Origin of the sequence: Wolbachia endosymbiont (group A) of Opomyza germinationis, from assembly GCF_964264765.1 — a bacterium.
GTDB classification, from domain to species: domain Bacteria; phylum Pseudomonadota; class Alphaproteobacteria; order Rickettsiales; family Anaplasmataceae; genus Wolbachia; species Wolbachia pipientis.
In genome coordinates this window covers 547,147-573,014 of the sequence record NZ_OZ183482.1, presented here as the reverse complement: position 1 = coordinate 573,014, position 25,868 = coordinate 547,147, and the positions used below count along the sequence as shown (strand labels likewise).

General features: G+C 35.0%; 28 protein-coding genes and 2 pseudogenes. 4 read left to right on the top strand and 26 right to left on the bottom strand.

The window, feature by feature from the left end; genetic code table 11:
• Positions 1-15: 15 nt before the first annotated feature.
• Positions 16-918, top strand: a complete 903-nt coding sequence (locus ACFEL3_RS02815) for a helix-turn-helix domain-containing protein (RefSeq protein ID WP_265017964.1) — start codon at positions 16-18, stop codon at positions 916-918.
• A 115-nt stretch (positions 919-1,033) separates the two neighbouring features.
• Here the strand turns inward: ACFEL3_RS02815 and ACFEL3_RS02810 are convergent, their stop codons facing one another.
• From ACFEL3_RS02810 to ACFEL3_RS02685, 26 genes and pseudogenes are all read right to left on the bottom strand, one after another.
• Positions 1,034-1,939: a patatin-like phospholipase family protein gene (locus ACFEL3_RS02810; protein WP_265017963.1), complete on the bottom strand. Its 906-nt coding sequence runs from the start codon at positions 1,937-1,939 to the stop codon at positions 1,034-1,036.
• Positions 1,940-1,947: 8 nt separating this feature from the next.
• On the bottom strand, positions 1,948-2,169 hold the full coding sequence (locus tag ACFEL3_RS02805) for a hypothetical protein (RefSeq protein ID WP_015589022.1): 222 nt from the start codon (positions 2,167-2,169) through the stop codon (positions 1,948-1,950).
• Positions 2,170-2,236: 67 nt separating this feature from the next.
• Positions 2,237-2,770, bottom strand: coding sequence for an ankyrin repeat domain-containing protein (locus tag ACFEL3_RS02800; protein ID WP_265017962.1), 534 nt, complete (start codon positions 2,768-2,770; stop codon positions 2,237-2,239).
• 52 nt (positions 2,771-2,822) lie between these two features.
• Positions 2,823-3,767, bottom strand: a complete 945-nt coding sequence (locus ACFEL3_RS02795; RefSeq protein ID WP_264337381.1) for a contractile injection system protein, VgrG/Pvc8 family — start codon at positions 3,765-3,767, stop codon at positions 2,823-2,825.
• Positions 3,768-3,977 (bottom strand): tail protein X, encoded by a 210-nt coding sequence (locus ACFEL3_RS02790; RefSeq protein ID WP_265017961.1) that lies wholly within the window; start codon positions 3,975-3,977, stop codon positions 3,768-3,770.
• Positions 3,974-4,321, bottom strand: coding sequence for a phage tail protein (locus tag ACFEL3_RS02785; RefSeq protein ID WP_151807927.1), 348 nt, complete (start codon positions 4,319-4,321; stop codon positions 3,974-3,976). Before ACFEL3_RS02785 ends, ACFEL3_RS02790 begins: the two co-directional genes overlap by 4 nt.
• Before the next feature lies 1 nt (position 4,322).
• Positions 4,323-6,638, bottom strand: a complete 2,316-nt coding sequence (locus tag ACFEL3_RS02780) for a phage tail tape measure protein (RefSeq protein ID WP_265017960.1) — start codon at positions 6,636-6,638, stop codon at positions 4,323-4,325.
• Positions 6,620-6,751, bottom strand: coding sequence for a hypothetical protein (locus tag ACFEL3_RS02775; protein ID WP_255703166.1), 132 nt, complete (start codon positions 6,749-6,751; stop codon positions 6,620-6,622). The genes ACFEL3_RS02780 and ACFEL3_RS02775 overlap by 19 nt, the downstream gene beginning before the upstream one ends.
• Entirely contained in the window at positions 6,748-7,005 is a 258-nt protein-coding gene (locus ACFEL3_RS02770) for a phage tail assembly protein (protein ID WP_236514624.1), read from the bottom strand. The genes ACFEL3_RS02775 and ACFEL3_RS02770 overlap by 4 nt, the downstream gene beginning before the upstream one ends.
• 75 nt (positions 7,006-7,080) lie before the next feature.
• On the bottom strand, positions 7,081-7,587 hold the full coding sequence (locus ACFEL3_RS02765; RefSeq protein ID WP_265017574.1) for a phage major tail tube protein: 507 nt from the start codon (positions 7,585-7,587) through the stop codon (positions 7,081-7,083).
• 11 nt (positions 7,588-7,598) lie between these two features.
• Complete coding sequence (locus ACFEL3_RS02760; RefSeq protein ID WP_265017959.1) at positions 7,599-8,765, bottom strand: phage tail sheath subtilisin-like domain-containing protein; 1,167 nt, start codon at positions 8,763-8,765, stop codon at positions 7,599-7,601.
• Positions 8,758-9,318 (bottom strand): hypothetical protein, encoded by a 561-nt coding sequence (locus ACFEL3_RS02755; protein ID WP_265017958.1) that lies wholly within the window; start codon positions 9,316-9,318, stop codon positions 8,758-8,760. The genes ACFEL3_RS02760 and ACFEL3_RS02755 overlap by 8 nt, the downstream gene beginning before the upstream one ends.
• Before the next feature lie 10 nt (positions 9,319-9,328).
• The gene (locus tag ACFEL3_RS02750; RefSeq protein WP_265017957.1) at positions 9,329-10,750 is read right to left on the bottom strand and encodes a hypothetical protein; all 1,422 of its coding nucleotides are present in this window, start codon (positions 10,748-10,750) and stop codon (positions 9,329-9,331) included.
• Entirely contained in the window at positions 10,747-10,941 is a 195-nt protein-coding gene (locus ACFEL3_RS02745; RefSeq protein WP_265017956.1) for a hypothetical protein, read from the bottom strand. The genes ACFEL3_RS02750 and ACFEL3_RS02745 overlap by 4 nt, the downstream gene beginning before the upstream one ends.
• A 4-nt stretch (positions 10,942-10,945) precedes the next feature.
• Entirely contained in the window at positions 10,946-12,139 is a 1,194-nt protein-coding gene (locus ACFEL3_RS02740) for a hypothetical protein (protein ID WP_265017955.1), read from the bottom strand.
• A gap of 20 nt (positions 12,140-12,159) precedes the next feature.
• Complete coding sequence (locus ACFEL3_RS02735; RefSeq protein WP_265017954.1) at positions 12,160-14,106, bottom strand: DUF4815 domain-containing protein; 1,947 nt, start codon at positions 14,104-14,106, stop codon at positions 12,160-12,162.
• A gap of 6 nt (positions 14,107-14,112) precedes the next feature.
• Positions 14,113-14,340, bottom strand: a pseudogene (locus ACFEL3_RS02730) (hypothetical protein); the annotation flags it as partial.
• A 94-nt stretch (positions 14,341-14,434) separates the two neighbouring features.
• Positions 14,435-15,118 (bottom strand): hypothetical protein, encoded by a 684-nt coding sequence (locus ACFEL3_RS02725; protein ID WP_264706695.1) that lies wholly within the window; start codon positions 15,116-15,118, stop codon positions 14,435-14,437.
• Positions 15,119-15,141: 23 nt separating this feature from the next.
• Entirely contained in the window at positions 15,142-16,164 is a 1,023-nt protein-coding gene (locus ACFEL3_RS02720) for an IS110 family transposase (protein ID WP_265017953.1), read from the bottom strand.
• Positions 16,165-16,382: 218 nt separating this feature from the next.
• Positions 16,383-16,859, bottom strand: a pseudogene (locus ACFEL3_RS02715) (hypothetical protein); the annotation flags it as partial.
• Between the two features lie 90 nt (positions 16,860-16,949).
• Complete coding sequence (locus ACFEL3_RS02710; protein ID WP_265017951.1) at positions 16,950-18,998, bottom strand: AAA family ATPase; 2,049 nt, start codon at positions 18,996-18,998, stop codon at positions 16,950-16,952.
• 17 nt (positions 18,999-19,015) lie between these two features.
• Positions 19,016-20,254 carry an AAA family ATPase gene (locus tag ACFEL3_RS02705; RefSeq protein WP_265039525.1) on the bottom strand — a complete coding sequence of 413 codons (1,239 nt, stop codon included), beginning with the start codon at positions 20,252-20,254 and terminating at the stop codon, positions 19,016-19,018.
• A complete protein-coding gene (locus tag ACFEL3_RS02700; RefSeq protein WP_019236461.1) occupies positions 20,251-20,751 on the bottom strand; it encodes a hypothetical protein in 501 nt (166 codons plus the stop codon). Before ACFEL3_RS02700 ends, ACFEL3_RS02705 begins: the two co-directional genes overlap by 4 nt.
• A 37-nt stretch (positions 20,752-20,788) precedes the next feature.
• Entirely contained in the window at positions 20,789-21,577 is a 789-nt protein-coding gene (locus ACFEL3_RS02695; protein WP_265017949.1) for an AAA family ATPase, read from the bottom strand.
• Positions 21,578-21,588: 11 nt separating this feature from the next.
• Positions 21,589-22,410 carry an ATP-binding protein gene (locus ACFEL3_RS02690; RefSeq protein ID WP_265017948.1) on the bottom strand — a complete coding sequence of 274 codons (822 nt, stop codon included), beginning with the start codon at positions 22,408-22,410 and terminating at the stop codon, positions 21,589-21,591.
• A 94-nt stretch (positions 22,411-22,504) separates the two neighbouring features.
• Positions 22,505-22,999, bottom strand: a complete 495-nt coding sequence (locus ACFEL3_RS02685) for a sigma-70 family RNA polymerase sigma factor (protein WP_190321275.1) — start codon at positions 22,997-22,999, stop codon at positions 22,505-22,507.
• A 591-nt stretch (positions 23,000-23,590) separates the two neighbouring features.
• On the opposite strand from ACFEL3_RS02685, the gene ACFEL3_RS02680 reads away from it, so the two are divergent.
• The 3 genes from ACFEL3_RS02680 (at position 23,591) to ACFEL3_RS02670 (ending at position 25,867) form a co-directional block, all read left to right on the top strand.
• Positions 23,591-24,049 carry a crossover junction endodeoxyribonuclease RuvC gene (locus tag ACFEL3_RS02680; protein WP_265018095.1) on the top strand — a complete coding sequence of 153 codons (459 nt, stop codon included), beginning with the start codon at positions 23,591-23,593 and terminating at the stop codon, positions 24,047-24,049.
• Positions 24,050-24,158: 109 nt separating this feature from the next.
• A complete protein-coding gene (locus ACFEL3_RS02675) occupies positions 24,159-25,370 on the top strand; it encodes a DNA modification methylase (protein WP_265017947.1) in 1,212 nt (403 codons plus the stop codon).
• Positions 25,371-25,387: 17 nt separating this feature from the next.
• On the top strand, positions 25,388-25,867 hold the full coding sequence (locus ACFEL3_RS02670) for a hypothetical protein (protein WP_264378236.1): 480 nt from the start codon (positions 25,388-25,390) through the stop codon (positions 25,865-25,867).
• The last annotated feature ends 1 nt before the right edge of the window (position 25,868 follow it).

Below are 25,868 nucleotides of genomic sequence, written 5' to 3'. Positions count from 1 at the left end.
CTAAGTAAGGTATATATGTTTGTTTCTGTAAGAGATGTTAGTTCTATACACTACAAAATAGGGCAAAAAATAGAAGATTGTAGATTAATGCAAAGGTGTACTCAAGCAGAGTTAGCAAGTAAAATCGGATTAGCATATAAAGAAGTAACCAATTATGAAAATGGGTATATTCCTATTACGATTGAAGTACTATATGTAATAGCAAGAGTATTGTCAGTTAATGTTGTAGATCTATTACCTAAACCAATAACAGTAAGAGAGTATGAAGATGAAGACGAAGAAATATTCTATCTAACGAAAATATATGAGAATCAAAAGTTAGGCAAAATAGTACCTTCATTAGTCAGGTTTGTTCATATTAGCGAAAAAATTGATCAAGAAGAAGCAAGGTTGGAAATAGCAAAAAATCTAGTTAAAGAAGGAGTGTCAGTTGACATAATTTCCCAAGCAACCGGCTTATCTATTTACGAGTATGATAATACAGAGAAAGAAGTCTGCACTGATTCTATATACTACAGAGTAGGGCAAAGAATAAGAGAATGGAGATTGATAAGAAGGTATACTCAGGAAGATTTAGCAAACAAAGTTGGTTTAACACTCAAGGAAATACACGAGTATGAAATAGGATACACTGCAATATCATTTGACAAATTATATCAAATAGCAGAAGGATTATCAGTGAATATTAAAGTTCTGCTGCCTAAAACAAATGAAGATAGTGAACTACTTAATTTACTAAGAAAAACTGAAGAGCAAGAATTAGTGAAGAAATTTTTATCTAGGGATATGAAGAATAGCAAAGAGAAAGTTAAAAAAACAGAAAAGATCAAGGTTGCGAAAAATCTAGTGAAGGCGGGTGTTTCTACTGATGTTATTTTGCGAGCAAGTGGCCTAACTGCTGATGAGTGTGAAAATTGAATTGTGTTAAAAACAGTTAGGAGTAAAAAATAATATATTAAGATATAAGTAAAGATAGTTATATATTTAATACATCTATCCCAAACCCTTGTTTAGCTCTGCAGGATTTGACGTATCAAGATACAATATCACAGAATTTATCGACTACTTTTTGATTATCCTCTATCATTGCATTTGCCTCCTTCTGTAGAAATTTAATATTTTTAGGTGTTACATTATCCATCTCAGCAGACGCTATTGTCAGGTGTGATTGTATTCTTATATACTTGTCGTCCATTACATTACTCATCTGATAATTTACTACATCAAGGCTCGAAGCAAACATCACATCTAGTAACGGCTTTATCCAAGCTATTTTCCCTAATTTCCTGTACTTGATTCGATTAGATAGCCGACCTGTGCCAATTGACACCAGAATGATCTCTTCATTAGGGAAAAGTTTTTTACTGTTTGCGTATGCACATGTCGCTGGATTATTTGCAAAAACCCCTCCATCCACTAATACTCTGTCTATCTGGTCAATTTTTAGATGTTTTGGTATGAAATAAGTAGGTGCAGCCGTTGCAGCTCTGAGTGCATCTTTCAGCTTAATATTACCTTCTTTCCAGCTTTTAAAGAAAAATGGGCAGTTATTCTGAATATCGTAACTCGTAATCAACACATTACTTAAAGTGTTTTTTAGAATATCCTCTCCAAAATATTTATCCAGTACAGATTCAATATTTTTATGTGGATATTGTGCGCAGTTAAACCAAGATAGTATTGATCGCCTAAAAAATGAAGACTTAAAAATATATGGTCCATATTCCCGATAGAACTCGACTAAATCATTAGCAGAATATTGAGGTTTATCTTTTTTACATAATCCTGCTACAACAATCCCACCGGTTGAAGTACCTGTCATTAAGTCAAAGATCTGGAAAATAGGCTTCCTTGCTCTCTTTTCTATTTCTGCTAGAATAATGGCTGGTATTATCCCTCTAATGCCACCTCCATCTACAGATAAAATGTACTTTGTCACTGTAAAATTTATTTGTGTTTGTGAATAGCTTCAAGTTCATTGACTTCTTCAGTGAGGTTTTTCACTCTCTCTTCAAGTCGATAGACTATTTCGATTAGTCCTTGGTTTTTTTCTATAAATTTATCATGGATGTGTACACGTAAGTCAAGTTTTGCCAACCACCATATGAATCCTACAGTCTGTAGAACTATTGTTATTATTACCGCTATTGGGATTTTTTGCTTTTTCATGTGAAAATATTAACTTGTTATGGATAGTTTTGGAAATTTATATGCAGATTATAGAAAACTTACAGCTTTAGTGATTACTTTTTGTTGATTCGTATCGGTCCTCTGCTTCTGCAAGTAGCTTAATGATTTCATCATAAGGTTTGTCCTTATTATGCCGTGATCTTAATACAGCAATTTTCCTTGGTGTTTTTCCATCTGTATCTCTAATGGTAGGGTCTGAACCTTTGTCTAATAAAAATCTAATTATCTCCAATTTGCCTTCATATGTAGCTGCATGTAAAGGTGTCCATCTTTCATATTTCGTAGCATTTATATCAACTCCTTTTTCTACTAGGAATTTTACAACCTCTGCACATCCCTCTTCTGCAGCATAATGTAGTGCTGTTAATTTAGGGATCTGCACATTAATATCTAATAGATTTTCTACTAAGAATTTTACAGTCTCTAAGTTACAATTTTGAGAAGCAATGCGTAACATCGTTTTATAATTATCTGCAGCTCTTGCCTTCATGTAGGAATAGGTAGCAATAATACATACTATTACTGTTATAAGCCACCAAAAATGCAGCTTGTTTTTTGTATCTTGACCCAATTTATCCATATTCAACATCTTTTTAATATTAAATAGATCATTTACTCATTTTTTATTAACATTACTTACTCAAAGATGCTGACAACATAGTAAGGTAACCTGAGCTATTTAAAGTATGCTCCGCTCTGTTAACTATCCATTCACCATCTACCGCTTGATTAAAAGCTATAAGATTAAGTTTAGCTTCTGCAAATAACTCTGGATTACCAGGTATAGTGATATCCAATACTGCATTATTTCGCTTTAGTTGTTTTAACTTAGCATTTGCTGCACTTAGTGCTGATTCTGCATTTGAGTACATTTCTAACATAATATAACTTGGCTCGCCGCTACCAACTGTTTCTTTAATAGTTTCACCCTTTTCATAGCTATGCCACTTTGCCACTACTGAATTATACTTATCACGTACGGTAAAATGCACTTTCCAGTTAATTGTATCTTGAGGTCTAATAGTCGTTGTTCCTAAAGCTTTTCCTGTGGCTGATTTTGCCATATTCTTTGAAATAAACAATATATACCCACCAGCTAATTTTGCCATTGCTTCACGCTCTGTTGCGATCTTTGTTAACAGACTTATATCACTTTCATCTGCCTGATTAATATGGGGTATTAATACATTCTTAAATTCCTCAGCGACTTTGTATCCATATCCATGTTTTTGGGCTATTTCTTTTACTAAGTTTTCTATGGTAATTTGGCGCCATTCTTTTGATACTTTTGCCTTCAAAGATATTCTTAAATTTGTTGCATGAGCTTTGATTAGTAGAGTCTTAGGTGGAGCCTGTATAGTCACTTCGTTGACTGTATACATACCCATTGGAAAGATTCCAAATTCCTTATAACCTAGTGCTATGTTCAATTCATTCGGAATATCTATGTCTTCATCCCTGTAATCAACACACACTTCAACTACATCATCTATTATTCCTGATTCATCTGTAAGGTGCAATGATATAACTCTATCTTTAATTGATTCACATTTATCTATTATAAAATCTGGCTGCATTTATTCCCAGACCTTTAATTTTGACTTTTGTATTGTTTTCTGAATAGTAGGAAGCTTTATCTTTAATCTTGCAGGCAAAAAGCTTCCGTATTCTGCAAGGCCTGGATTTTCAAGCAATACTTCCTCCACTGCTCCACTACTATACCCATAATGCTTCCAGCAAATCAGGTCTAGCATTTCTCCTTCTTTGGTTAAGTAATATATAGTCATCTATAGCTCTTCAAACTCAAACTAAATTCAACTTTTCTTGGTAGTCCATTAGGTAAAAAATACATCTGCTTTTCTTCTAACCTGGTAATTACGAACTGTCCTAAAATATTACCTAAACTATCTACTAAAACATGTGGTTTTTCAGCTTCTTTCATATTCTTTAATTGATTTAGCCCATTGAGATTATGTAGATAAATCGTTCCTTCTAAATCTATATCTTCTATACCTTGACCGATATTTTGTAATAGTGGCATATTTTCAATACACTCAATTGTGCTCCAACGATTTTCTCTATTATACTTTAAACTTGTTGGAGCAAATTTATACGGGCCAAGAGACAACATTTTAATAAACAGGGTCTATGGTATCAAACAGAACATCACGTGATTTTTCTCTTATCCTTTTTATTACTTCATCAGCAAGGTTACGAACATCTTGATTTGGTGCTGCTTGTACACTTATGTTGAAATAATTATGTTGAGTTTGGTTAAAAGTTTTATTTTCATATTTGCTTTTTACGTACTCTTTCAGATTGAGATCTTTCTCATCTACTATAGATTTCTTTTCTGCAATAGCATGTTTAATTTTAACATTATTCCAGCTATTTTTAGAAATTCCTTTCATCACACTATTATTTGATAAAGGATTCCCATTATTAAAAACACTATTTTTAGAAAGTACATTGCTAGCTTCTCCATCAACTAACGAAATAACAGTTTTTCTTCTCTCAAATTCTTTTATTGGACTATTTTCTGACACTTTCCCAAATACGCTACTAACTGTATCTCCCATCCATGAAAAAGCCTCTCCTATCGGTTTTATGATTGATTTCCAAAAACTAGCAAAGAATTCCTTCACTTTTTGCCAGTTAGTTATCACAAGTGCTGCACCTGTGATAAGTCCAGTAATTAAAAGTCCTATAGGATTACTCATTACAGCAAGTGTTATTGCTCTTAGTCCTGTTATTACTGCAGGAAAAACTGTAGCTGATAAAAATGAAAATACTCCGATTAGATTTGCTTTCAGACCAAAAATCGCACTTCCTAGCAATGTAAATACATATCCTAGTCCTACTGATGCAATTTTTAAACCTATCAAAGCTGCTACGGTACCCATAATTGCTGTAGTTAAAGTTGGATATTTTTCTGCAAACTCTGCTATATATCTAGTTTTTTCTTGTAAAAATTCAGCTATAGATTTTAAAGTAGGCAGCATCACTGAGCCCAGGTTCATACCAACTTCAGCTATTGCATTTCGAAGAAGTCGTAATTTATTAGCTGTAGTGTCTGCACGATTTTTGAATTCTTCTTGTAGAGAGCTCTTGTACTTTTCTGTATTAGCCAATAACTTTATTGCATCCTCATACTTATTAAAACTTCCAGCTAATAATGCAATATCATCTTGATATTCCTGACCGAAAAGTTTCATAAGGATTGTAGAACGTTCCTGGTTATCCATTTTCTTTAGAGTTTGAAAAAAATAGAGTAATGCTTCTTCGCCGTTTTCGCTTATTCTTTGTACTATTTCTTCTGCAGTTATTCCCATTTGCTCTAATGCTGCTTTAAAATCCCCTCCTTGTTCTTCAGCAGTCTGAAGTTTACTAAGTAGAGCATTTATAGCAGTTGCAGCTTTTTCAGGTGTTTTACCTAAGCTAATGAAAGCATTTGCTAAACTACTTGTTTTCTCGATATCCAAACCAAACTGCTTTGCAGTACCACCAACTATTGCTAGAGTTTCAACCATATCTCTTGCTTTAGCAGCAGTGTTATCTGATAAGTGGTTGATCACATTACCAACATGTTCCATTTTACTAACATCAATTCCATAAACGTTAGAGAGTTTAGCTATAGAATCACCTGCTTGCTCTGCAGACATATCAAATGCTGTAGACATTTTTGCCACTGCTTCTGTAAACATAAAAAGATCTTCTTTCTTGATACCAAGTTGACCACCACTTGCAGCTATTTGTGCCAGTTCTGCGGCTGATAATGGTATAGTGCGTGACATCTCTTTTAACTTCTTTGCAAATTTAGTTGCTTCATCCGTTCCTTTTTTAAAATCTACCACTTTTGTAACATCAGCCATAGCACTTTCAAAGTCAATCGCAACTTTAACTGGAGCTGCAAGCGTTAGCCCTAGCCCAATAGTTTCTATAATTTGTGACTTAAAATGTGCTTTGCTTGCTAAAAAACTTTGGTGACTACGTATTGCAGATCCAAGCTTACCATACTTACCTTTTAATACTTCAATAGAAGAGCCAAGTTTATGTTGGTCACTTACTAAGTACTTAATATTTCTTCCACTTTTTCTTACTTCTTCATTGAATGAATGCAAAGCATCTCTCTTTCTTAAGTACGCCTCTTTTGCTTTTGTTGCAGAAAACTTAGCTTTATCAAACTCAACTTTTAAGGTTTTGCTTGGTTTCTCTATTGCTTTCATTTGTTTAGCTAAAGATTTTACTTGATCTTCAAAGCCCTTCCACGACCTCCTGCTGGTCAAAACATCATGACCTAACTGTTTAAACTTTGATACTGACTTTAAAGATGAATCAAGCTTTCTTATATTCTCACCAAGATTAGAGAGTTGACTACTACTGCCCTTTATTACAGTATTAAAACTGCCATCAAGCACTGCACCTATTTTTATCGATAATACTGACATTTGAACTCCCTAGCTAATTTACTCCATGACATGAACTCATTAATCTCCATTTCAAGTAAGTGCTCAACTCCACCACCTATGATAGAGCCAAGCACTAGTATTTCTAATCTCAAGTTTTTTGGACAATCGGTGAAAAAAAATCCTTTAATACCTCTTGTACTTTCACATAATCAGCAATATCTAGCTCTTCAATTGATTCTTTTGCAACTGATGTCAAATTGGCAGTCAAAGTTACTTCCTTACTTAGATCACTACCATTAAGTCTCTCAATAGCTAGATAATCTCTAACTTTTGGACGTCTAACGGTAAGTTCTGAGACAGAAATACCATCAACTGTGATTGGGTTGTTTAGTGTTATAGTTTGCATAAAATTCTCCTATAAAAAATAAAATCTTGTAAAATGTTTTTGATCAACATCTAAAAAATAGAATTCTAAAAATCTTCATATTCCAAGCACCGTTTGAAGTAGTGCCATTTGATCAACACCATTTATCTTTCTAATCATATTTTCAGCATCGATCTCTATCAGTTCATTACCACCTATCGTAAGTTTATAATAATGGGCAGCTACAGTACACTTCAGCGTTGCTTTTTCAGCAGGTTTCCAGTTACCAAAATCAAATTCTTTAAAAATGCCTCTTAAATTGATTATTACTGCTTCAATATCATTACTTCCACTACCTTGCATTCCACCTCTGAGTGTCAAAGAAACTGAATTTCCATTTATCAACCCAAATAGCCGAAAGAGTTCTGTATCGTATTCAGAAAAAGTAAAGTCTGCTTCTAACTTTTCCATACCCATGTCAATATTTATTGGAATATCCATACCACCAGCTCTATATTCATCTGTTTTAATGGTGAGCTTCGGCAAGGTTATTTCATCAATTTTTCCTGCATAACCACGACCATCAACGAATACATTAAAATTTCTCAGTATTTTGGGTAACACTTTGCTTTCTCCTAACTTATATTTACAAGATGAGACCTGAATATTATTTGCTCAGCAGGATATGGCGGTGTAAACTCAAAGTCAAAATACACTTTTCCATTTGCAATATTTGCTGGTGTGTTTAATTCTGGAGTTGCATAACATTTTCCGCTGATAATTGCTCCTTGCGCTTTTAAATTGGCCAAATAAGAATTCACCCCCTCAATCACATCATCTATATAAGTTTTGGTAATATTGCGATCAACTGCCCATAGATGAGCTCGCAGCAGACTATCGTTGATTAAATCTGCAGTCCTTCTCACTGACAAAAAAGCCCATTTTGAGTCATTTGAACATGTCCTATTTCCCCAAAGTCTGTAGCCGTTTTGATGAATTATCGTTGTTACTTCATTTTCATTTAAATGGTTTGCTCTACAATTTGCATAACCTAAGCTAAAATCAATAGGCCTGCTTGTTCCAACAATACCATTTATCTCTTTATTTGAAGGCGAATGCCAAAATCCTTGCTCGCTGTCTATCTTAGCTATTAACCCAGCTACAAATGGACTCGATGGCAAGATTTCTTCTTTTCCTTCAATAAATACCTTAACCCAAGGATCAACTACGTAAACTCTTGAGCTGCCTACACTTTTTCTCCATTTAATTGCTTCTTCATCATTAGTATTTGGTCCATCTGCTACTATTATAGCTCTTAATTTTTCTGCTATAGAAATTAATGCTGCAACCACTGCATCTTCTGGTAATTGATGAGTAAACTGAGGTGCAATTAATATTCTTGGAGCAACATGAACTATACTTTCACTGCTGAGAAATGCCTCTATCCCTTGATATTCTCCAGTCTCTTTATCAACTCCACCGATTATACTTTGAATAGTTTCACTTTCTTTGAGCTTTGGATCGCTGTTTTCACTTTCTTTAACTCGAATAACTACTACTGTTGCACCAATCTGGGAAAATATTCCATTTATTGCAGAAGGTAAACTGCCACTCTTTCCGAGCTTTGCTGTTTCCTTTAAGCTTCCTGCAACTAACACTGGTTTATTTAGCGGAAATTTTTGCTCATCTGCTTCAGGTGCAGTACCAATTACACCTATCACTGATGATTTAGCTGTACGTACTGTCTTTGCTCCTGAGGTTACCTCAATAACATTTACGCCATGTAAAAATTCTTCAGCCATTTCTTTGTATTTTTTTCCTGAAATCATCGAGCAAAGTCTGTAGCTCTACTTCACTTTTAGCTTCTGCAATTTTCTTCTTGGTAATGTCTTCCAACTCTTCACATTTAATTATTTCTTTTACTGCTTTTTTTGCTTTTTCTTCAATTATTCTTGCCATTTCAATAACTGTAATACCACGGACTTTTGCTAATGGTTCTATAATTTCTGTATCCTTTTTACTTATAGACTCTGGTGCTGCTAGAATGCTTTTTGCTGCTTTTTCTTGTATTTGATACGATTTAGCTTTTTGGTGAGAATTTCCAGCGTATTCGTTAGTATAGTTATTAAAATAAAAACGCACACTATCAAGTGCAGAAAGTTTCGCATTTTCCAATAATTCCAGCTCAATATCTTCCTTATTCCTTTCAACAATTTTCTCTCCTTCTGTTAAACAATAACTTTTTTGCCAGTCAAAATTCTTTGGTGCTTCATACCAATCATTTCCAGTTGGCTTGTTTTCAAGTGTTGTTGTTTCAATCTGCTTGTGGTTTTCAAAACGTATATAAATAGTCACAAATTCCTCCTTATTGCCATATTTGATCAGTTTGTTCTAATCCTGGACATTGCCAAGCTTTTAGCGTTCTCTCTACATCTATTTCAAGCCCCGTGGTTAGAAAATTGCTACGTATGTTATAAATCCCCCACTGAATAAATTGACCATAGTTGTGTACATAATTTGATGCAAGCATACCTTGACTAACTTGTGTTCTGGAATACAGATAAGATGATGTGTAAAGTAATATTGCAACTGTTTTTCCTGCTGGAATCTCCACATTACCAGATCCGGCTAACTTGCTATCAGAACTCGTGTATTGGTAAACATTTTTCCATACTATTTTTGAAATACTTGATTTATTAGAATTAGTATTATCAGGAGTTCCCACAAATAATCCTGCTCCCCCATACTCCGTACTCGAATACGATGATCCAACAAATTCCATTGTCTTATTTATGTTCACATTGGTTGTATTTTTTACAAATACTACTCCAAGTGCAGCATACGGGTAATAGTATATCTCATCATAACTACCCGAAAAACTTTTTGTGCATGACTCTCCGTAAATAAATGTTCCTTTACTTCCCTCTATAAAACTTAGTTGTCTTGGCCGATAAAAACTAACGTAATCTGTATCGTATGTATGGCTACCTGCTAGTAATTGCAACATATAGTCGGTTTTTGTTATATCACTACTCCACTTTCCAAGCTCTGTCGTAAAAGTTCCGTGGCCAAAATAATTATTTTTTCTGCCAAGTACACCAAATAAGAAAGGTAATGACCCTGGTTCAACCATGTTGCGCTTTCTTATTTCATTTATAAGAGACGCTTTTAACTGTTCATCCCGAGTTTTTACCTCATTAAGGATGTTTTCAATTCGAGTTTCTATTTCCCTAATAATTGATGAGCCACTTGGCACATCATTAACAGTACGGAAGTTATTCACTAAACCTTTAAGACCATCTTTATGACTGTTACTAATGCTATTTATTGCTGCAATATTGGCATTCTTTCTCGTATCAAGTAGCGATAAATTTGTTGTTCCTTTTTCATCAATTCTCTTTAATAACTGCTTCTCTGATTCAGAGATCACTGCTAAAGAACTAGCTTTTTTATTATCCAGATCAGTTAAGTGTTTTTTTGCACTATCAAGAAGTTCTTTTAGCTTACCATCTGTCATCTGTACAATTTCAGAAACTGCACTTTTGTCGATTATTGATTCCAATGCTTTAGCAAGATATGCTAATTGATCTGGTGTACTGTTTTCTGCTAAATCCTTAAGCCTCTTTTGTAGTGCATCAATTATCTCTTTTACCTCAGTCATCTGCACAATGTCAGCAATAGCTTTTTTATCTGCTATCAATTCCAGCGATTTTGCAAGATATGCCAGTTGATCAGGTGTGCTATTTGCTGCTAAATCCTTTATCCTTTGGTATATTGCTTCTTTCATTTCCAAAAATTTAAAAAAGTCTCAAAATTAAACCGCTCAAAATTACTCTTAAGTTGATTATGCTCATCTTCTCTTTCGGTAATATCTTCATCTATTTTCTTAATTGTGGTACGGATACGAACAACATCCTGCACAGCAATATTTTCTGGATGTGGTAGTGTATATCCTCGTTTGCTTTGGTCATTTGGCATTGATTCAAGTAATAATCACTCGCAAATTTTTGACTTTAGGACGATAGACAACTGTTCCACTTAAAACCAATTTTATCCTTGTCTCATTGCCATTAAAGTTTGTCAGTATGTGGACTCTCTCTACCCAATTTTCTCCAATTGGTTTTCCTGATGTTAAATTTACTAATTGCCAATCCACATTTTTTTGCACATATGCTTTTACATCTGCAGTGCCAGGTATTAGCGCATCATATGTTATGGTGATCTTAGTGTTAGCTCCTGCTGTAATGCTTCTAGTTACATAATCTGCACTCTTAGAAAGATTACCCATAACTAGCTGTAACCCAGGATATAGCACTGGACTTTTCTCTCGCCCTCCTTTTAGGCTTGCTTTTACCGTTAATTCCCCATTTATTCTTTCACGCAGTGCAAGCGGCAAATTATCAGACAAAAAGTTTTCTCTTCCCTCTTCATCTGTTAAGATAAATTCTACATTGGTATCAAATGCTACTTTTTCGACGTTTGTCAAAACAATTAAATCTGAAGTATTGGTTGCTGTAACTTTGCCAAGATCAATAACATGAGAATTTTCGCTAAATTTTGCAGCTAGTAGTCGAAACGTTAAATCTAAATTTTGATGTGGAGTCCAGGTACTTGCATTGCTAGATGAAAGTAATACTCCTACTTGATATGGCTGACTTGTTACCCAACGGCTATTTACTGCATCATATTTGCCAAGTTCTGCTATTTTGACTGCAGTACCCTGATCATCAGTAAGCAGTACTATTGCATACTCCTCTCCTGCATGGCAAAACACTGGTGGCCATTCTATACGTGTTGCTGTGCCATCTACTTTTATATCTTTCGGCTCAATATAACTTTCAGCAATGACAGTCTGCGAGGGCATTCCCACTGCTGTTTCTCTAATCTGCACAACAACACGTTTTTTGCTGCTATTTACGAACCATAGCTCCACGCCTCCTATGTGTCTGCTCTCATTTAGCGTAAATGTTTGGGCTAAAGGATCAACTCGTCTTGCTGCGATCACTCTTCTTCTTTCCTCTATGGTAATTGTTTTTTTACCAGTATACGTTGCTTCTCCATAACTTCCTTTATCACCGAAGAACTGCACTAACTTAGTCCCAGCAGGAATGTTTCTTGGTACAGTAAATCTTCCTTTTATTTTTCCTCTGTTATCAGCAATAAATGTTGCGATCATGTTTTTCTTTCAAATATTTTCTATGCTTGAGGTTGAATGCTTATGCCATCAAATTTTACTTCCTTAAGCTTTTCACCAGTTGCAAAACCTTCAATCTCAAAATTTTGAGTTGCTTCTCGCATAAATTCAGTTTCGTATGAGGTACTTGACAGCAGCTCTGTTGTTTCTTTAACATTAAACACTCTGGTTACTGGACTTTTCCAATTCGTGGTAACCTCCGTCCAGTGATCTATATTTTTATTTAGAGTAATTTGTGCCGGGACTGGATCAAAAGCTTGATATGGATTGATCTTTTCTCCTTTAGTCTGTAAAAGCTGCTCCAGTACCGGTTCAAGTTCATATGGCAACAAATAAGTTTTTTCTCCTCCATCAATATCAGCAATCGTTACATCTATTGGTAAAATTAGTTCCTTATTTACTATTGCTGCAGACTGCAAAATTCCTTGATCGCGCATATCATCATCAAAGAATGAATCAACAAATACTCCTTTTTTGGTGGTAGGTTCTCTTGAATTTGCATCATTGCGTAGACGTTCCTCTGCAACCAGCGCATAAAGATCATTTATTCCTTTTTTCATTGCTTCAAGCTCATTCATCGGTACAGCATGAATAGCATTATTCACTATTTTTACCCCTTCGCCTTTTTTCCACGTCTGATGAATGTAGCAGAGCAAAAGTTGTCCACTAGGCGCTCTAGGCATTGATGGTCGCCAAGGGTGAGAAATTCCTTTTATTCTTCTTACCACTCCTTTGCTATCGATAGTAATTAAATCATAGCGGGGCATTTTCCAGGTGTAATCAATCAGAACCAAGCTGTTATCAACTGCTCCTTTTACTTTGCATCCCTGTTCACTTATATCTTCAGGGCTTACATGAGTACGACAGCGGTAGGTTATTTGATAACTACTTCCAGGAGCTGGTTCTTTACCTGGTAATGACCAATCAACGTTTCCTGCGTTTAATTTGTAATCTATACTATTTTCATAAATAACATTGCCTCGTTTAACTTGAATAATCTCAAGTACTGCAGAGTCAGGTATCGGATCAATAGCTCCAGAGTATGAACCATGAGTAACAGTAATGGTTTTCTGAACAGTTATATCTACTTTTTTAATTTCACTTATTGGAAAATCATTAACCTTCAGTTCCATTACTCTTTGGCTATTTGGCTGAAAAGTATGTGGTTCTGATTCAACTGATTTTATATCCGGATCTTCATCAAAAGAAACACGAATACTGTGAGGAAGTTCAATCTCATAGCCATCAACATGAGCTTTGCCCTCATTAATCACAAATATTTCTTTTTTACCTTTTTTTACCCCTTCTTCTCCCTTTTCTTCTTTGTGGAGGAACATCACTTCAAGGCCATTTACAACGTAGGAACCATTTGCCTCTTTGTCATAACGAGCAAGAGCAGTAGTTACTATGTTTGCTTGTGGTGGCGGTGAATACTGAACAAGAACTCCGTTTTCAATGTTATAGATTGGATAAAACTCTCCTTCAGAAAAACGTGGAGAAAGACCTTCTGCTTGATAACCCCAAATGGTGGAAACTTTAAGCCTTGCAGCTCCTACTTCCTGATAGTTTCTTGTACCAATAGCAGGATCACGAAGATTTTCGTCCTCAAGTTCTGTAATGGTAGATTCTACGTAATAAACACCTATACGCACTGTGGTACTCAGTGGAATAACAAATTCTTCTTTTTCAACTTTTCTAACTGCACCGCGCAGATAGATTTTTCCTCCCTCAAGTGTAGCTTTACCAGTTTTTGCATCTATAATACAATTGCTTCCTGTTATAACATCACCATCGCGGAATATCGCATCTCCTATGCCTTTGAGCCTCAAAAGGGCATAATCTTGAATCTCATTTAATTCTGCAGACTGTAGACCTCTTCCTGCAAGGAACAAACTTTTTTCGTACTCTTTGTCAGGATTAAAGCGGTTATAATAGGCGTTTAAAGTCATTTTATTCTAAAAGGTTACAACAAATGAAAAAGTTTCCCGAGTTGCAGATGTTCTGATAAGTGGTACAGTGTGTTCTAAAACTAATAAGATCCCTGGGTCTTCTATATCTTGTGGTTCAAAATACCTCTGTCCTATAGGTAATTCTTCTTTTACTTTAGTACCAACCATAACCCCTAATTCCCGTATAACTTGATTTGCTGCGTTTGTGAAATCGAAAGTAAATTTGAGATAGAGATACCGTCTTGCATGTCAATAAAAATGAGCTTAGATTTTGTTGATTCTTCTGATCTAAGTGTTTTTCTTTCAAAAAATAGACTATTGCCATATGTCAAAATGTTACAACAAAGGAAAAAGTTTCTCTTGTAGCTGCGGTTCTGATAAGTGGCACAGTGTGCTCTAAAACCAATAAAATCCCAGGATTTTCAATATCTTTAGGTTCAAAATATCTTTGCCCTGGTGGTAAAGCTTCTTTTACTTTGGTGCCAACCATAACTCCTAGCTCTTTGATTACTTGATTTGCTGCATCCGTGAAATCGAAGGTAAATTTAAGATATAAATTATTGGTTGGCATATTTGAAGATTTAAACCTTCCCGAAGGAGTTATAAGTTCTCCATTTTCATCACCTGTGCAAAAAAGGACTTCATCAACAATGCGTCTTCCAAGTTCATTAAGCAGCTTTGTAGAAGTAATAGGCTCTGCTGGTGTATTTTGAGTATACTCTACGGTAACTGTGCTACCTGCTGCAATAGAGCTATTTTCAAGACATTTAACAATACCAGTGTTACTATCAACTGTGTAGTCCTTGCTTGGTTTATAGACTGCCAACTCTTTAGAGATCTTTACCTCTTTAATAGGGTTATGATCAAGCGTTAATTCACCATTTGCGAAGATTTTTTCTACCTTGTGGCTACTTTCCCAGTTTGAATCACCTGTTCCCCAAGCAAGATATATAGATTGCTCTTTGATGCTTAGTGCAATAGCAGCTCTGCCTGATTGTGTGAGTATTGACATACAAATTTTACATTTAATCTCTATCAAACAAGGAAGCTTTTCATAGATAACCTTGTTTTGCGGTTTTTTATATGATCAGGATCAAAAGCCTTTTTTGAGCTTAAAACACCAAAAACCATATGGAGTAACTTACGCATTGCAGCTCCCACAACGGCCATATTATGCTTGCCTTTCTCTTTTAGCCTCTCACAAAAAGTCATAATGATAGGGTTGTGATTTTTAGCTACTATAGCAGGAAAATATATTGCCTTACGTAATGTTTGTGAACCGGCTTTGCTTAATCTGGGCTTGGCATATACAGAGGAACCTGACGTTATATTTTGTGGTATAGTTCCTGCATATGCTGCTAATTGCCTGGCATTTATAAAAGCTTTTATATCAGGAATTTCAGCTAAAATAGCTATTGCTGTTTCCTCTCCTATTCCTGGAATAGTTAATAGGAGTTGAAAATCTTCCAGCAATTCTTTGTGTTGTCTTAATAGTTCACGTATGGAGTTTTTTATTGTTTCTATTGATTGTTCTATGTTCATTGCAAGGTTTTCCCAAGCATTTACAACTTCTTCATGCAGTCTCTCTTTCTTTTCTAAATGATTATTTACGAATGTTAACTCATCTTTTAATGCATCTGAACAACGATAAAGATGCTTTAATTTTTTCTTCTCAGGAGAAGGTGGCGTCCAACGAGAAGGTTCCTGTCTTTGGCAATAATCTACTATAATTTCTGCGTCAGTCTGATCATTCTTTTGCCGTACAAGCTTACTCCTTGCATAAGATTTTATGCAATAAGGATTTACAATGCTAACAAAATATCCAGCATTGTGCAGAAATTCAGCCAAAGCTTCGCTATAACAACCAGTGGATTCCATGCAAGCTTTTACTTCTTCTACGTTATGTTTTTGTAGCAAGTTCAGCAGGCCTTGAAACCCAGTATTATCGTTTTTAAATTTCCTTTTTCTAGTTTCACGTTTTCCTTTTTTACTTATGAATGAGAGAGAAACATCAAAGTGTTCTTTTGAAACATCTATTCCTAAAAAGTTGTTGATCATATATCACTCCATATGTTACCATTAAAATGAAAAGTAAGGCTAACCTTGTGAATACAGAATTAGAACCATTTAGGTCTTTCTAAGATACCGTCCAGCCTTAACTTTTGAGAAGGGATTCTTAACTCTATCACAGATTTTATATCTAAGATTATTAACAAAATTTTCCCTTCTCCATCCAATGCTTAAGCTTAAAACACTAGATGCTTTTTTCAAGATACAAGATTATTAGTTGGTACATTTGAGGGCCTAAACCTTCCAGATGGAGTTATAAGTTCACCGTTTTCATCACCTGTGCAGAATAGCACTTCGTCTGCAGTACGTCTGCCAAGTTCATTGAGCAGCTTTTCAGAAGTTATCAGCTCTGGTGGTGTGCTTTCACTATACTCTACAGTAACTTTATCACTTACTGGAATAGAGCTATTTTCCGTAAGTTTTATTACACCAGTACTGCCATTAACTGTATAGTCAATACTTGGCTGATAAGTTGTTTGCCCTGTAAAAACCTTCACATCTTTAATAGGTTGACGATCAAAAATAGGTTGATGATCAAATTTTATTTCACCCTTAACGAAAGTTTTTTCTACTTTGTGGCTACTTCCAGAGCTTGAATCACCACTTCCCCAAGCAAGATGGATAGATTGCTTTTTGATGCTGGCTGCTATTGCTGCTCTTCCTGACTGTGTGAGTATTGACATTTTTAATTAAGCCCCCTATATTATATATGTACGGTGAGTTCAAAATTCGTCCGCAAAAATCAAAATATTTTTTTATATCAGAAAAATTTTTTAGGAGAATAGCTCAGCTCCACAGCTAAACTTTCCAACGCCGCGAGCAAATGGTCCGCTAGGAATGTCAAGCCATTTATCTTCTTTTGAACCAGTAGCCATTCCCTTAACCAGCTTCCGTGTTTGTAACAGCTCTTGAACTATACGCTCCATTCTATCTCTTCCTATACTGTGAAACTCCTCAGGTAGTCTATGCCGCTGTTTATACACTCCTGTACTTCCTGTATGGGTAAATGGATGTCCAGAAATTGCTGCTCGTGTAATTGCAGTTATAAGATGCTGCTTTGAATCTTTTTCGTTCATATTTTTTATTCTTAATCTTTCAGTTATGTCCTCTAACAATCCTGTTTCTTCATTTCTTAAATAAGTGCGTAAAGTGCGATCAGCCAAACCGTTTGCTTTAACAATTGCTCCATAAAATAATGCGTTCTGTCTTACAGATTCTCCTATTGATTTAAAAATTGTCGGTTTAGCTGCATCTTCTACAGACCAAAAAGCGTATGAACACCTAACACCATTAACAAGAGCAGATGTACCTCTAATGGCATCACGTGCTTGCTCAACAGTCGATATAGGTTTTTCACTTTTTGGCTTTCTCATATGATGGGCAGTAATTATTGATGCTCCAGTGCTACCTGCTAAATCAGATAATAAAGACATCAAATAATCGCCTACGGCTGGGTCAGTATTTAAATCAGCATGCACAAATGATGCAAGTGGATCAAATACGATTAATTTTAAGTCTTTTATTTTATTAAGTTGTTTTGTTATAGATTCAAATTCAGGAGAAGTCTCTATAACTTTACCTGAAACACTCTTTATGATTGTAAGTGATCCACTAACATTTGGTAATGGTACAATAAAGAGCCTATCTTTATATTTTAATCTTTCGCATTGCGAATCAAGACGCTCTAAACGACGATGTATTTCACTCATATCATCTTCTGCTGAGAAAATTACCACAGATCCATGTTCAGTAACTAAAGGACCAAAACCACATGGCTGATCTTTTCTACTCGCAACTTTCAGTGCTAAATCAAGCAGAAGCATACCTTTACCAGTATCTCCCATTGCAGCTAGAATAGATGTCACTCCTAAAGGAAATAACCCTTCAACAAGAAACTTTTGCTCTGGTACTGGACCTATAAAACGTTCCACACTCCATTCTTGAATATTAAGAAATTGCTTAACGATGATTTTTTTCGAGTTATTTTCAATGAATTCAGGAATATTCATCTTTTCTTCTATACCATCAGCTGAATCCCATCCTTTTGGTTTATTCTCCGGTATTTCAAGAAGAGTAAGTGATAAAACACCAAGAAAAGTAAGCTTTTTCACAACTTTCTCAGCATATTGTTTACCTGGCTCATCATTGTCTGGCCAAATAATAACATGCTTACCCTTAAGTGGTGACCAGTCTGTTTTTTCTATTGGTGCATTTGCTCCTAACATTGCAGTTGTGGCAGTTATACCTTGCTCTATCAGAGCATCTGCACACTTTTCACCTTCAACTAAAATCACCTTATCAGATTTCATGATACCTGGAATATTATATAAAGGCCTGGTCTCTGGTAGAGTAAAACTAGACCTTTTTACATCAAAAGGAAGATATCTTTTTCCTGAATCAGTGTTATAACGATAAACTGTAACAATCACTTGATCACTTTCATCGTAATAGTTCCATGATGCCGTTGGTTGCCCCAGAGTGTTATTTTTTTCCGAATAACCAATCCACTTAGCAATATCTTCTATCGTATCAGTAAATTGATTTTTTCCAGTAACAGCAGCCCAAAGATCAAAAATATCTCCTCCTTCTCCGGTAGAAAAATCATGCCATAATCCGGCTTTACTGCCAGTTAACTCCACTATCATACTTTTTCCTTGATTGCCTTTTAGATCACCTACATAGAACTTATCACCACGAAAAGTTCCTCTTGGCAGTAAATAAGAAAGACATGACCTTATATTTGATAGGAGTTGAGTTTTTAACTGTTCTTTCTCCCCTAATAATTTATAACGTCCATTTCTTTGTGAACAATAAATATCCATACCTACCTGAAGAATTTTTATGTTCTAGCTATAACGTTAGCAGATTTCCAACATCCATTAATCTTATTGATGAATTTTGTTGGTATAGATCTACCGTTTCTAAGTTCATATACTACTTGCAAGATATTTGTACGTTTATTGGGTTGAAATATTACTATTCCAGATGTATAAAAACTTCTTAGAGCGTTAGCACCAACGAGAGCTTGAAATGGATTCTTTTCCAATATAGAGACAGGTACTTTTTTGGTGTGATTTGTGATGATTATTCCAGCCATAGGATTAATCTTGGAACGTAGTTTTTCTATTGCATGCTGCAGACCATGGTTAACGGAATTATAAGGAGAATCAATCACAACTAAATCAAACTTTTCCTCTACCATATTTTTTATTTTTTCTATACCTTCTTCATTTAAGGTCAAATTCATCTTGTTCGTCACAATTAAGTTTTCTGTTGCTAAATGAGGAAGTTTGTTGAGTTGTTGTATACGTTCTCTAATGTAATCATATTCCATTTCGTTTTGTAGATAGAATATTTTTAGCGGTCTTGTAGGCTTCATGCCAAGAAATGATCTTCCTGCTGCCAGATGTACTAATAGAGAAAGAAGAAAATGACTTTTGCCAATCTTTGGAGTACCACCTATGACCAAAAGACCACCTGGTGTCAAAATTCTTGGGCCTATTATATCTTGTGGCATTGGTGATTTGTCATTTAAGTAATGGTTTACAGAAAATGCTTTTCCTTCGTTTTGTTTTTCTTGTAATATGGAACTTCTTTCATCTTTACTGTTCAACCATGTTTCAGCAGAATCTATATTACCTTTAACTAAAGTCCAAAGGTCTATTATATTTCCTTTCTTTTCTTCGATCAGGTTGTACCAATTTCCTGCATTTTCTCCTTCCATTTCAACTATTATCTTATTTCCATTTCTACTGCCAATATAGAATTTATTTTGGTAAGATTTGCCTTCAGGTAACAAATAAGATAAACAATCTTTGATATTATTAATTAATAATGATTTTATTTTTAAAGCATTTTTAGATGAAAAATCCATAAAATTCTCCTTGTTTATTCCAAATTTGTTCAACATATTTTTTAGACGTTTAAAGTCAAGATTAGCCAGCTCACAAACAGTTTCAAAAGATCGTGAGCGAATCCATTGACAAGCCTCTTTTTTAAGTTTAGGGTTTTTTCCTGCTGCATCCTGAATAGCTCTAGTAATAACAGCAGCCCACAACTTTCCTTCGTCATACTTCAAAATGGCAACCAATCATCTTGAAAACTTTTTTGTAATTCTGGAGTAATAACTGTAGTAATCCTATTCCTATCTCCGTACGTATTATTAGTTTCAACGCCTACTTTTGCTGTAAACTCTAAATCGTTGAAATCAGCTATAGAGTTTATTCTTCTAGCAGTAACTGCTTTCTCTGAAGTGTCATTTGCATGAATATTTCTGGATGATTCCAAAATACTACGCAGCATAGAACGTCCAGATTCTCCCCAGATGTCTTCTTCACCTTCTGCTTTGCCATTTTTGATACCTATAATCTGAAAAATCTTGCGTTTTGCATATGGGCCTTCAGTGACGGTAAATTCTACATTTAAATAGATACTGCCAGTAGTGTAGTTTTTAGTGAACCAATTTTCATAACCTCCAGGCTTTATTGCCATTTTTACCTTGACTATTGTACCTTTTGGTATTAAACTGCTTTGCAGTTTCGCGTTATTAAAATCAGTTAAAAAATCTTGTAGCATACGCTCTCCTATAAGTTGACTTTAAAGTGAAAATTAGCTATTCCATTAGCTGCCAATGACCATTTATCTTATCGACAAGTTTATTTTGCACGCGTTCACCATTACGAAGCTCAAATACTATCTGGCGTACACTACTTTCTTCATCATGAGCAAACATCACCATACCAGTACTGTAAAATCCACGTAAAGATCCAGCACCACTTAGGCCTTGAAATGGATCTTCTTCGAGCATCTTTTTTGATAATTTTTTTGTATGATGAGTAAGTACAATACAAGCATCTGGATTGATAGCACTGCGTAGCTTTTCAAGAGTCTTTTGCAGAAAAAACAGCATAGCACTATTGTCATTTTCATTTCCATATTCACTGCTAAAGATGTTACGTAATGGATCTATGGCCAAAACATCAGGTTTAAAGCGTTCATTTACAATCTCCTTAATTTCACTTATTTCATCATGATTAAATGATAAGTGCACTTTTGGCGTAATGATTAAGTTGTTAGCAGCTACATTCAAAAGTTCATTATCAAGTTGTTGCAAACGTTCTTTCATATATTCATATTCAATTTCAGTTTGCATGTAGAAGATTTTCAAAGGTCTATTTGGTGTCATACCGAGAAATGATCTACCAGCAGCCATGTAAACAAGCCAAGAGATCAAAAAGTCACTCTTGCCGATTTTAGGTGGGCCACCCAGTACCAATAAGCCTCTTTTTGTTAAAATTCTTGGTGAGATTATATCTTCTGGTATTGGCGATTGATCATCCAAGTATTCTTTCACACTGAAAAAAGGAATTTTTTGACCAATAGTTAAAAAGTTTTGTAGCATATAATAACCTCCTATATGTTGTGCGTGATAGGTTGAATTGCAAAAGCTTTGGTTTTAATCTTTGTAAGAAGTTTTCCTAGATGCGGTTCTTCAACCATATTCAGGCATCCACTTCGATCTTTAGCAGGATATCCCCAAGAATTAATTGTCTGACAGACAAATGAACGAACCTCTGTACCATCATCTTTCTTGATTCCAACCATACTGATTACTTCGTCAACTATCCCAGGAATTTCACTTGCAGTTTTAGCTCCTTCACATTGAGGTAGCCAAGTTGAGCGATTGAAATCATCAAGGTATTGCCCAAGAGTTCCAACTGTAATGATGTCTTTATTTGGAATATGTTGAAACTGATTGAGCCAAGCCATCATCTCTTGAGCAAGTAACCCGTAAGCAGCTCTCATATCTTGTTTTCCTGATCTTTCAGAAAAAGCTTCAGGTTGCATTTTTGACCATAATATACATAAACGCGAGGCTACTGTAATACTATCGATAAAAATACATCGATACTTGAGAAACTCTGAAGAAAGCTCTTTGTATTTACTGGATACATGCTCATAGTGTCTTTGGCTATATGCTGAGTCAGATTTTAACGCAGGATTAGGACCACCTATGAGACATGCAATATCTCTTGCCTCATTCCAAGTACGAATACTTACAGAATCCCCTTGCCAATCTTGAACAGCAAGTAAACCTGCCTCAAAATCAAGACAAAGTGTTGGTTCATTTATGGTCTTTAAGAGACTAGTTTTACCTATACCATAAGGACCAAAGATGACCATTTTTATACCTGTTTGAACTTTTAGCCGTTCATTGCTGTTCATTATTTTCATTTTTCTCCCAGTACCTAAATATATATGTACGATGACCTAGGCAATTCGTCCGCAATTTGCAAAAAAAAATTTTTGAGCAAATATAATCGAGAGCTTATAACTTCTCTAAAACTGAGAATTTATTGCGTATTCGTTCTAGTGTGCGATAGATAGTTGTCTTTGGTATTTTGGTTATTACAGAAACTTCAGTAATAGTAAATACCTTAAGTAATTGACATAAATTACTATCTTTTTCAGACAAAGTTGAAATTATATTATTTATATCAGTGCGAATTATCGCTTCGATTTCCGAGTTCCTATGATCTGGAATATCGTCGTTTATATCATCAAAAGTTATATTACGTTTTAGACATAACTGATTGCGTAACATATTGCGAGCACAATAATTAGCTAATCTAGCAACGAAAGTACTAAAACTACTTCTTTTCTCATCGTGCCGGTTAAGATATTGCCAAACCTGACAAAAAAGCTCTTGTTCTATATCTTCGAGACTTTCGTTAATAAAACAGCTTTTGGATTTAAGGCGCGAAGCTTGAAATCTCACATGTTTAACAATTGTAGAATCGATTCCTTGATAAGAATTCTTCATAAAAACTCCAAAAGTTTCATGAATAGAGATTTTTACCAAGACTTTGTATGACTAATTTATTATAAAAAAGTAGTAATAATTTTTTTATCTAAAAGAATAAAATCTTTAAAAATTAAAATAAGATTTAAACGTTTTGATACACTACTGAAGCTACTTTTTCATAGGTAAAAAACTACCAATTTCGTACCTAATTTCTGAGTTACTAATTAGTATTTCAGAAAGCAGTGATCGTTAAGTTATTGATAATATTGTCTTTTTTATGTTCTATTCCTAAAAGCCGTTTCTAAAGTTAAGTGGCTAAAATCGGCCAGTAAAGAGGGTTTGCGGATTACTGAAGTCTTATATATATTATATATATATTTAAATACAGGTAAAATATAATATATGATAATATAATAATATAAATATTGGCGTAATATAAGTTATGTAAAATAGTTATTAAGATAAGTAAAGATGAAAAAAACTCAAATGGCAGGATATGAAATTTTTTTTAATTTTTTTTCAAAATTGCGGACGAATTTGCGAGTCATCGTACATATATATTATACAGGGCATTGAACTTTAATTACACAAAGGAGTTTTTGTACGTCAATCTTAACGCTAGATCTCGGCAAGCAAACAGGCTGGGCAATTCTAACAGATGGAATAATTGAAAGTGGGAGCAAAAGCTTTCATGGTAGTCGTTTCAGCGGAGGTGGAATGTGTTTCTTAAACTTTTGCAATTGGCTCAATTCTTTGAAAGACATTTCTGCAGTGTACTTTGAGGAGGTGAGAAGACATTTAGGAACTGATGCAGCCCATTGCTACGGTGGGTTTCTTGCAGTGCTGTCTGCTTGGTGTGAAGAGAACAATATTCCCTACCAAGGTGTTAATGTTAAAACTATAAAACGCTTTATAGCAGGCAAAGGTAATGCAAGTAAGAGTGAAGTTATTGAAGCTGTAAAGGAAAAAGGGGTTTTGCCTAAAGATGATAATGAATCTGATGCTTTAGCATTAATGTTCTATGTTATGGATTTCAGTAAAGATATTAATAAGATGAAAAATCCATAAAAAGTGGGTCCTTTCGGCCATAATGGCGGGTTTGGTGGGTCAGACCCCAGGCCTTCTCTAGCGTCAGAGATATTTTAATTATTAACTTTTTAATTAGTATAGCAATTATATGAATTTAGCAATCCACTATTATCCTACTCGAAACCTAGTTGAATATGATCGTAATCCACGTAAAAATGACGATGTAGTCAACAGAATGTGTGCTTCTATTCGGGAATTTGGCTTTCGTATTCCAATAGTTGCAAAAAGCGATGGAACTGTGGTTGATGGTCATTTAAGACTTAAAGCAGCAAGAAAACTTGGTATGGAGAGTATTCCAGTGGTCTTAAGTGATAATCTAAATGAACCACAAACCAAAGCTTTTCGATTACTGGCAAATCAATCAGCTAATTGGGCAAAGTGGGACGATGATCTTTTGAGAATGGAAATTCAAGAGTTAGAAGATTTGCAGTTTGATCTTAAAATGACTGGATTTGAATTGGAAAAAGTTCAAAACTTTCTTGATGATTTAGATGGTGAAAAAGAAGATCTTTCTGACTTAGTTGTTGATGACAAAAAGGTAGAAATAACAAAGCCAGGTGATCTTTGGATTTTAGGTGATCATCGAATCTATTGTGGTGATAGCTCTGTAGTTGAATCATATAAAGCGCTGTTAGATGATAAAATGGCAGACATTACTGTTTGTGATCCTCCATATAACGTTGATTATGGTAATAGCCAAGACAAAAAGATATTAAATGATAATCAAGGTGAAAAGTACGAACTTTTTCTCTATGACATCTGTTCCCATATTTTAGCATATACGAAAGGAGCAATTTACATCTGCATATCATCATCAGAGTTTTCAACGTTGCAAAAAGCATTTGAGGAGGCAGGAGGAAAATGGTCAACATTTATCATTTGGGCAAAGAATCACTTTACGCTAGGCAGATCAGATTATCAAAGACAATACGAAGCAATGCTCTATGGATGGAAAAGCGGCAATAAACGTGAGTGGCATGGAGGAAGAAATCAAAGTGATCTGTGGTTTTATGATAAGCCAACGCACAATACACTACATCCAACGATGAAGCCAGTAGAATTAATGGAAAGAGCAATAGTTAATAGCAGTAGACCAGGAGATATAGTACTTGATCCATTTAGTGGTTCTGGTAGCACATTGATTGCATGTGAGAGAACAGGAAGAATTTGCAGAACAATAGAGCTAGATTCAAAGTTTGTAGATGTAACGATAAAACGTTGGCAAGTATACACGGGAAGAGATGCCATTTTAGCCGGTACTGGTAAAACCTTTTCAGAGACTCAAGAAGAAAATTCGTAAAAAATAGGCAAAAAAAAGTGAAAAAAATAACACAAACAGAATGGGCAAGAGAGATAGGAGTATCAAAGCAATATGTCTGTTATTTAGTAAAGAAAGGGATAGTTGAGTTGGAGGATGGTTTGATCAATAGAGAACAAGCAAATGAAGCAGTAGCGGCAATAAGAGATCCAAGTCAGCCACTTAGGAGGAAAAATCCAGAAAACGAAAATACAAGTAACCTTTCCACGATGTTGCTAAAAACTCGAATAAAAAATGAAATGGAACGAGGTAAACTTCTTGAGGCGAAAGCTAAGGCTGAGATTGGTGAACTTGTAGCAGTAGAGGAAGTAAAGCGCGATGCATTTAATGTAGCAAGAGTTGTACGTAATAATTTGCTTAATATTCCAAATAGAGTTTCAGCACTACTTGCATCACTGAGTGACACTGAAAAGATTCATATGGCGCTAACCGAAGAGATTACAAACTCATTACAAGAATTATCTAATATTAAGTTTTAAA

Bases quoted from the DNA above. Each gene is read 5' to 3' on its own strand.
- ACFEL3_RS02695 (WP_265017949.1), bottom strand. From the start codon at position 21,577: ATGCTACAAAACTTTTTAACTATTGGTCAAAAAATTCCTTTTTTCAGT.
- ACFEL3_RS02800 (WP_265017962.1), bottom strand. From the start codon at position 2,770: ATGGATAAATTGGGTCAAGATACAAAAAACAAGCTGCATTTTTGGTGG.
- ACFEL3_RS02735 (WP_265017954.1), bottom strand. From the start codon at position 14,106: ATGACTTTAAACGCCTATTATAACCGCTTTAATCCTGACAAAGAGTAC.
- ACFEL3_RS02760 (WP_265017959.1), bottom strand. From the start codon at position 8,765: ATGGCTGAAGAATTTTTACATGGCGTAAATGTTATTGAGGTAACCTCA.
- ACFEL3_RS02780 (WP_265017960.1), bottom strand. From the start codon at position 6,638: ATGTCAGTATTATCGATAAAAATAGGTGCAGTGCTTGATGGCAGTTTT.
- ACFEL3_RS02745 (WP_265017956.1), bottom strand. From the start codon at position 10,941: ATGCCAAATGACCAAAGCAAACGAGGATATACACTACCACATCCAGAA.
- ACFEL3_RS02805 (WP_015589022.1), bottom strand. From the start codon at position 2,169: ATGAAAAAGCAAAAAATCCCAATAGCGGTAATAATAACAATAGTTCTA.
- ACFEL3_RS02785 (WP_151807927.1), bottom strand. From the start codon at position 4,321: ATGTTGTCTCTTGGCCCGTATAAATTTGCTCCAACAAGTTTAAAGTAT.
- ACFEL3_RS02740 (WP_265017955.1), bottom strand. From the start codon at position 12,139: ATGATCGCAACATTTATTGCTGATAACAGAGGAAAAATAAAAGGAAGA.
- ACFEL3_RS02690 (WP_265017948.1), bottom strand. From the start codon at position 22,410: ATGAAAATAATGAACAGCAATGAACGGCTAAAAGTTCAAACAGGTATA.
- ACFEL3_RS02720 (WP_265017953.1), bottom strand. From the start codon at position 16,164: ATGATCAACAACTTTTTAGGAATAGATGTTTCAAAAGAACACTTTGAT.
- ACFEL3_RS02675 (WP_265017947.1), top strand. From the start codon at position 24,159: ATGAATTTAGCAATCCACTATTATCCTACTCGAAACCTAGTTGAATAT.
- ACFEL3_RS02710 (WP_265017951.1), bottom strand. From the start codon at position 18,998: ATGGATATTTATTGTTCACAAAGAAATGGACGTTATAAATTATTAGGG.
- ACFEL3_RS02815 (WP_265017964.1), top strand. From the start codon at position 16: ATGTTTGTTTCTGTAAGAGATGTTAGTTCTATACACTACAAAATAGGG.
- ACFEL3_RS02685 (WP_190321275.1), bottom strand. From the start codon at position 22,999: ATGAAGAATTCTTATCAAGGAATCGATTCTACAATTGTTAAACATGTG.
- ACFEL3_RS02700 (WP_019236461.1), bottom strand. From the start codon at position 20,751: ATGCTACAAGATTTTTTAACTGATTTTAATAACGCGAAACTGCAAAGC.
- ACFEL3_RS02750 (WP_265017957.1), bottom strand. From the start codon at position 10,750: ATGAAAGAAGCAATATACCAAAGGATAAAGGATTTAGCAGCAAATAGC.
- ACFEL3_RS02790 (WP_265017961.1), bottom strand. From the start codon at position 3,977: ATGACTATATATTACTTAACCAAAGAAGGAGAAATGCTAGACCTGATT.
- ACFEL3_RS02725 (WP_264706695.1), bottom strand. From the start codon at position 15,118: ATGTCAATACTCACACAATCAGGCAGAGCTGCTATTGCACTAAGCATC.
- ACFEL3_RS02795 (WP_264337381.1), bottom strand. From the start codon at position 3,767: ATGCAGCCAGATTTTATAATAGATAAATGTGAATCAATTAAAGATAGA.
- ACFEL3_RS02770 (WP_236514624.1), bottom strand. From the start codon at position 7,005: ATGCAAACTATAACACTAAACAACCCAATCACAGTTGATGGTATTTCT.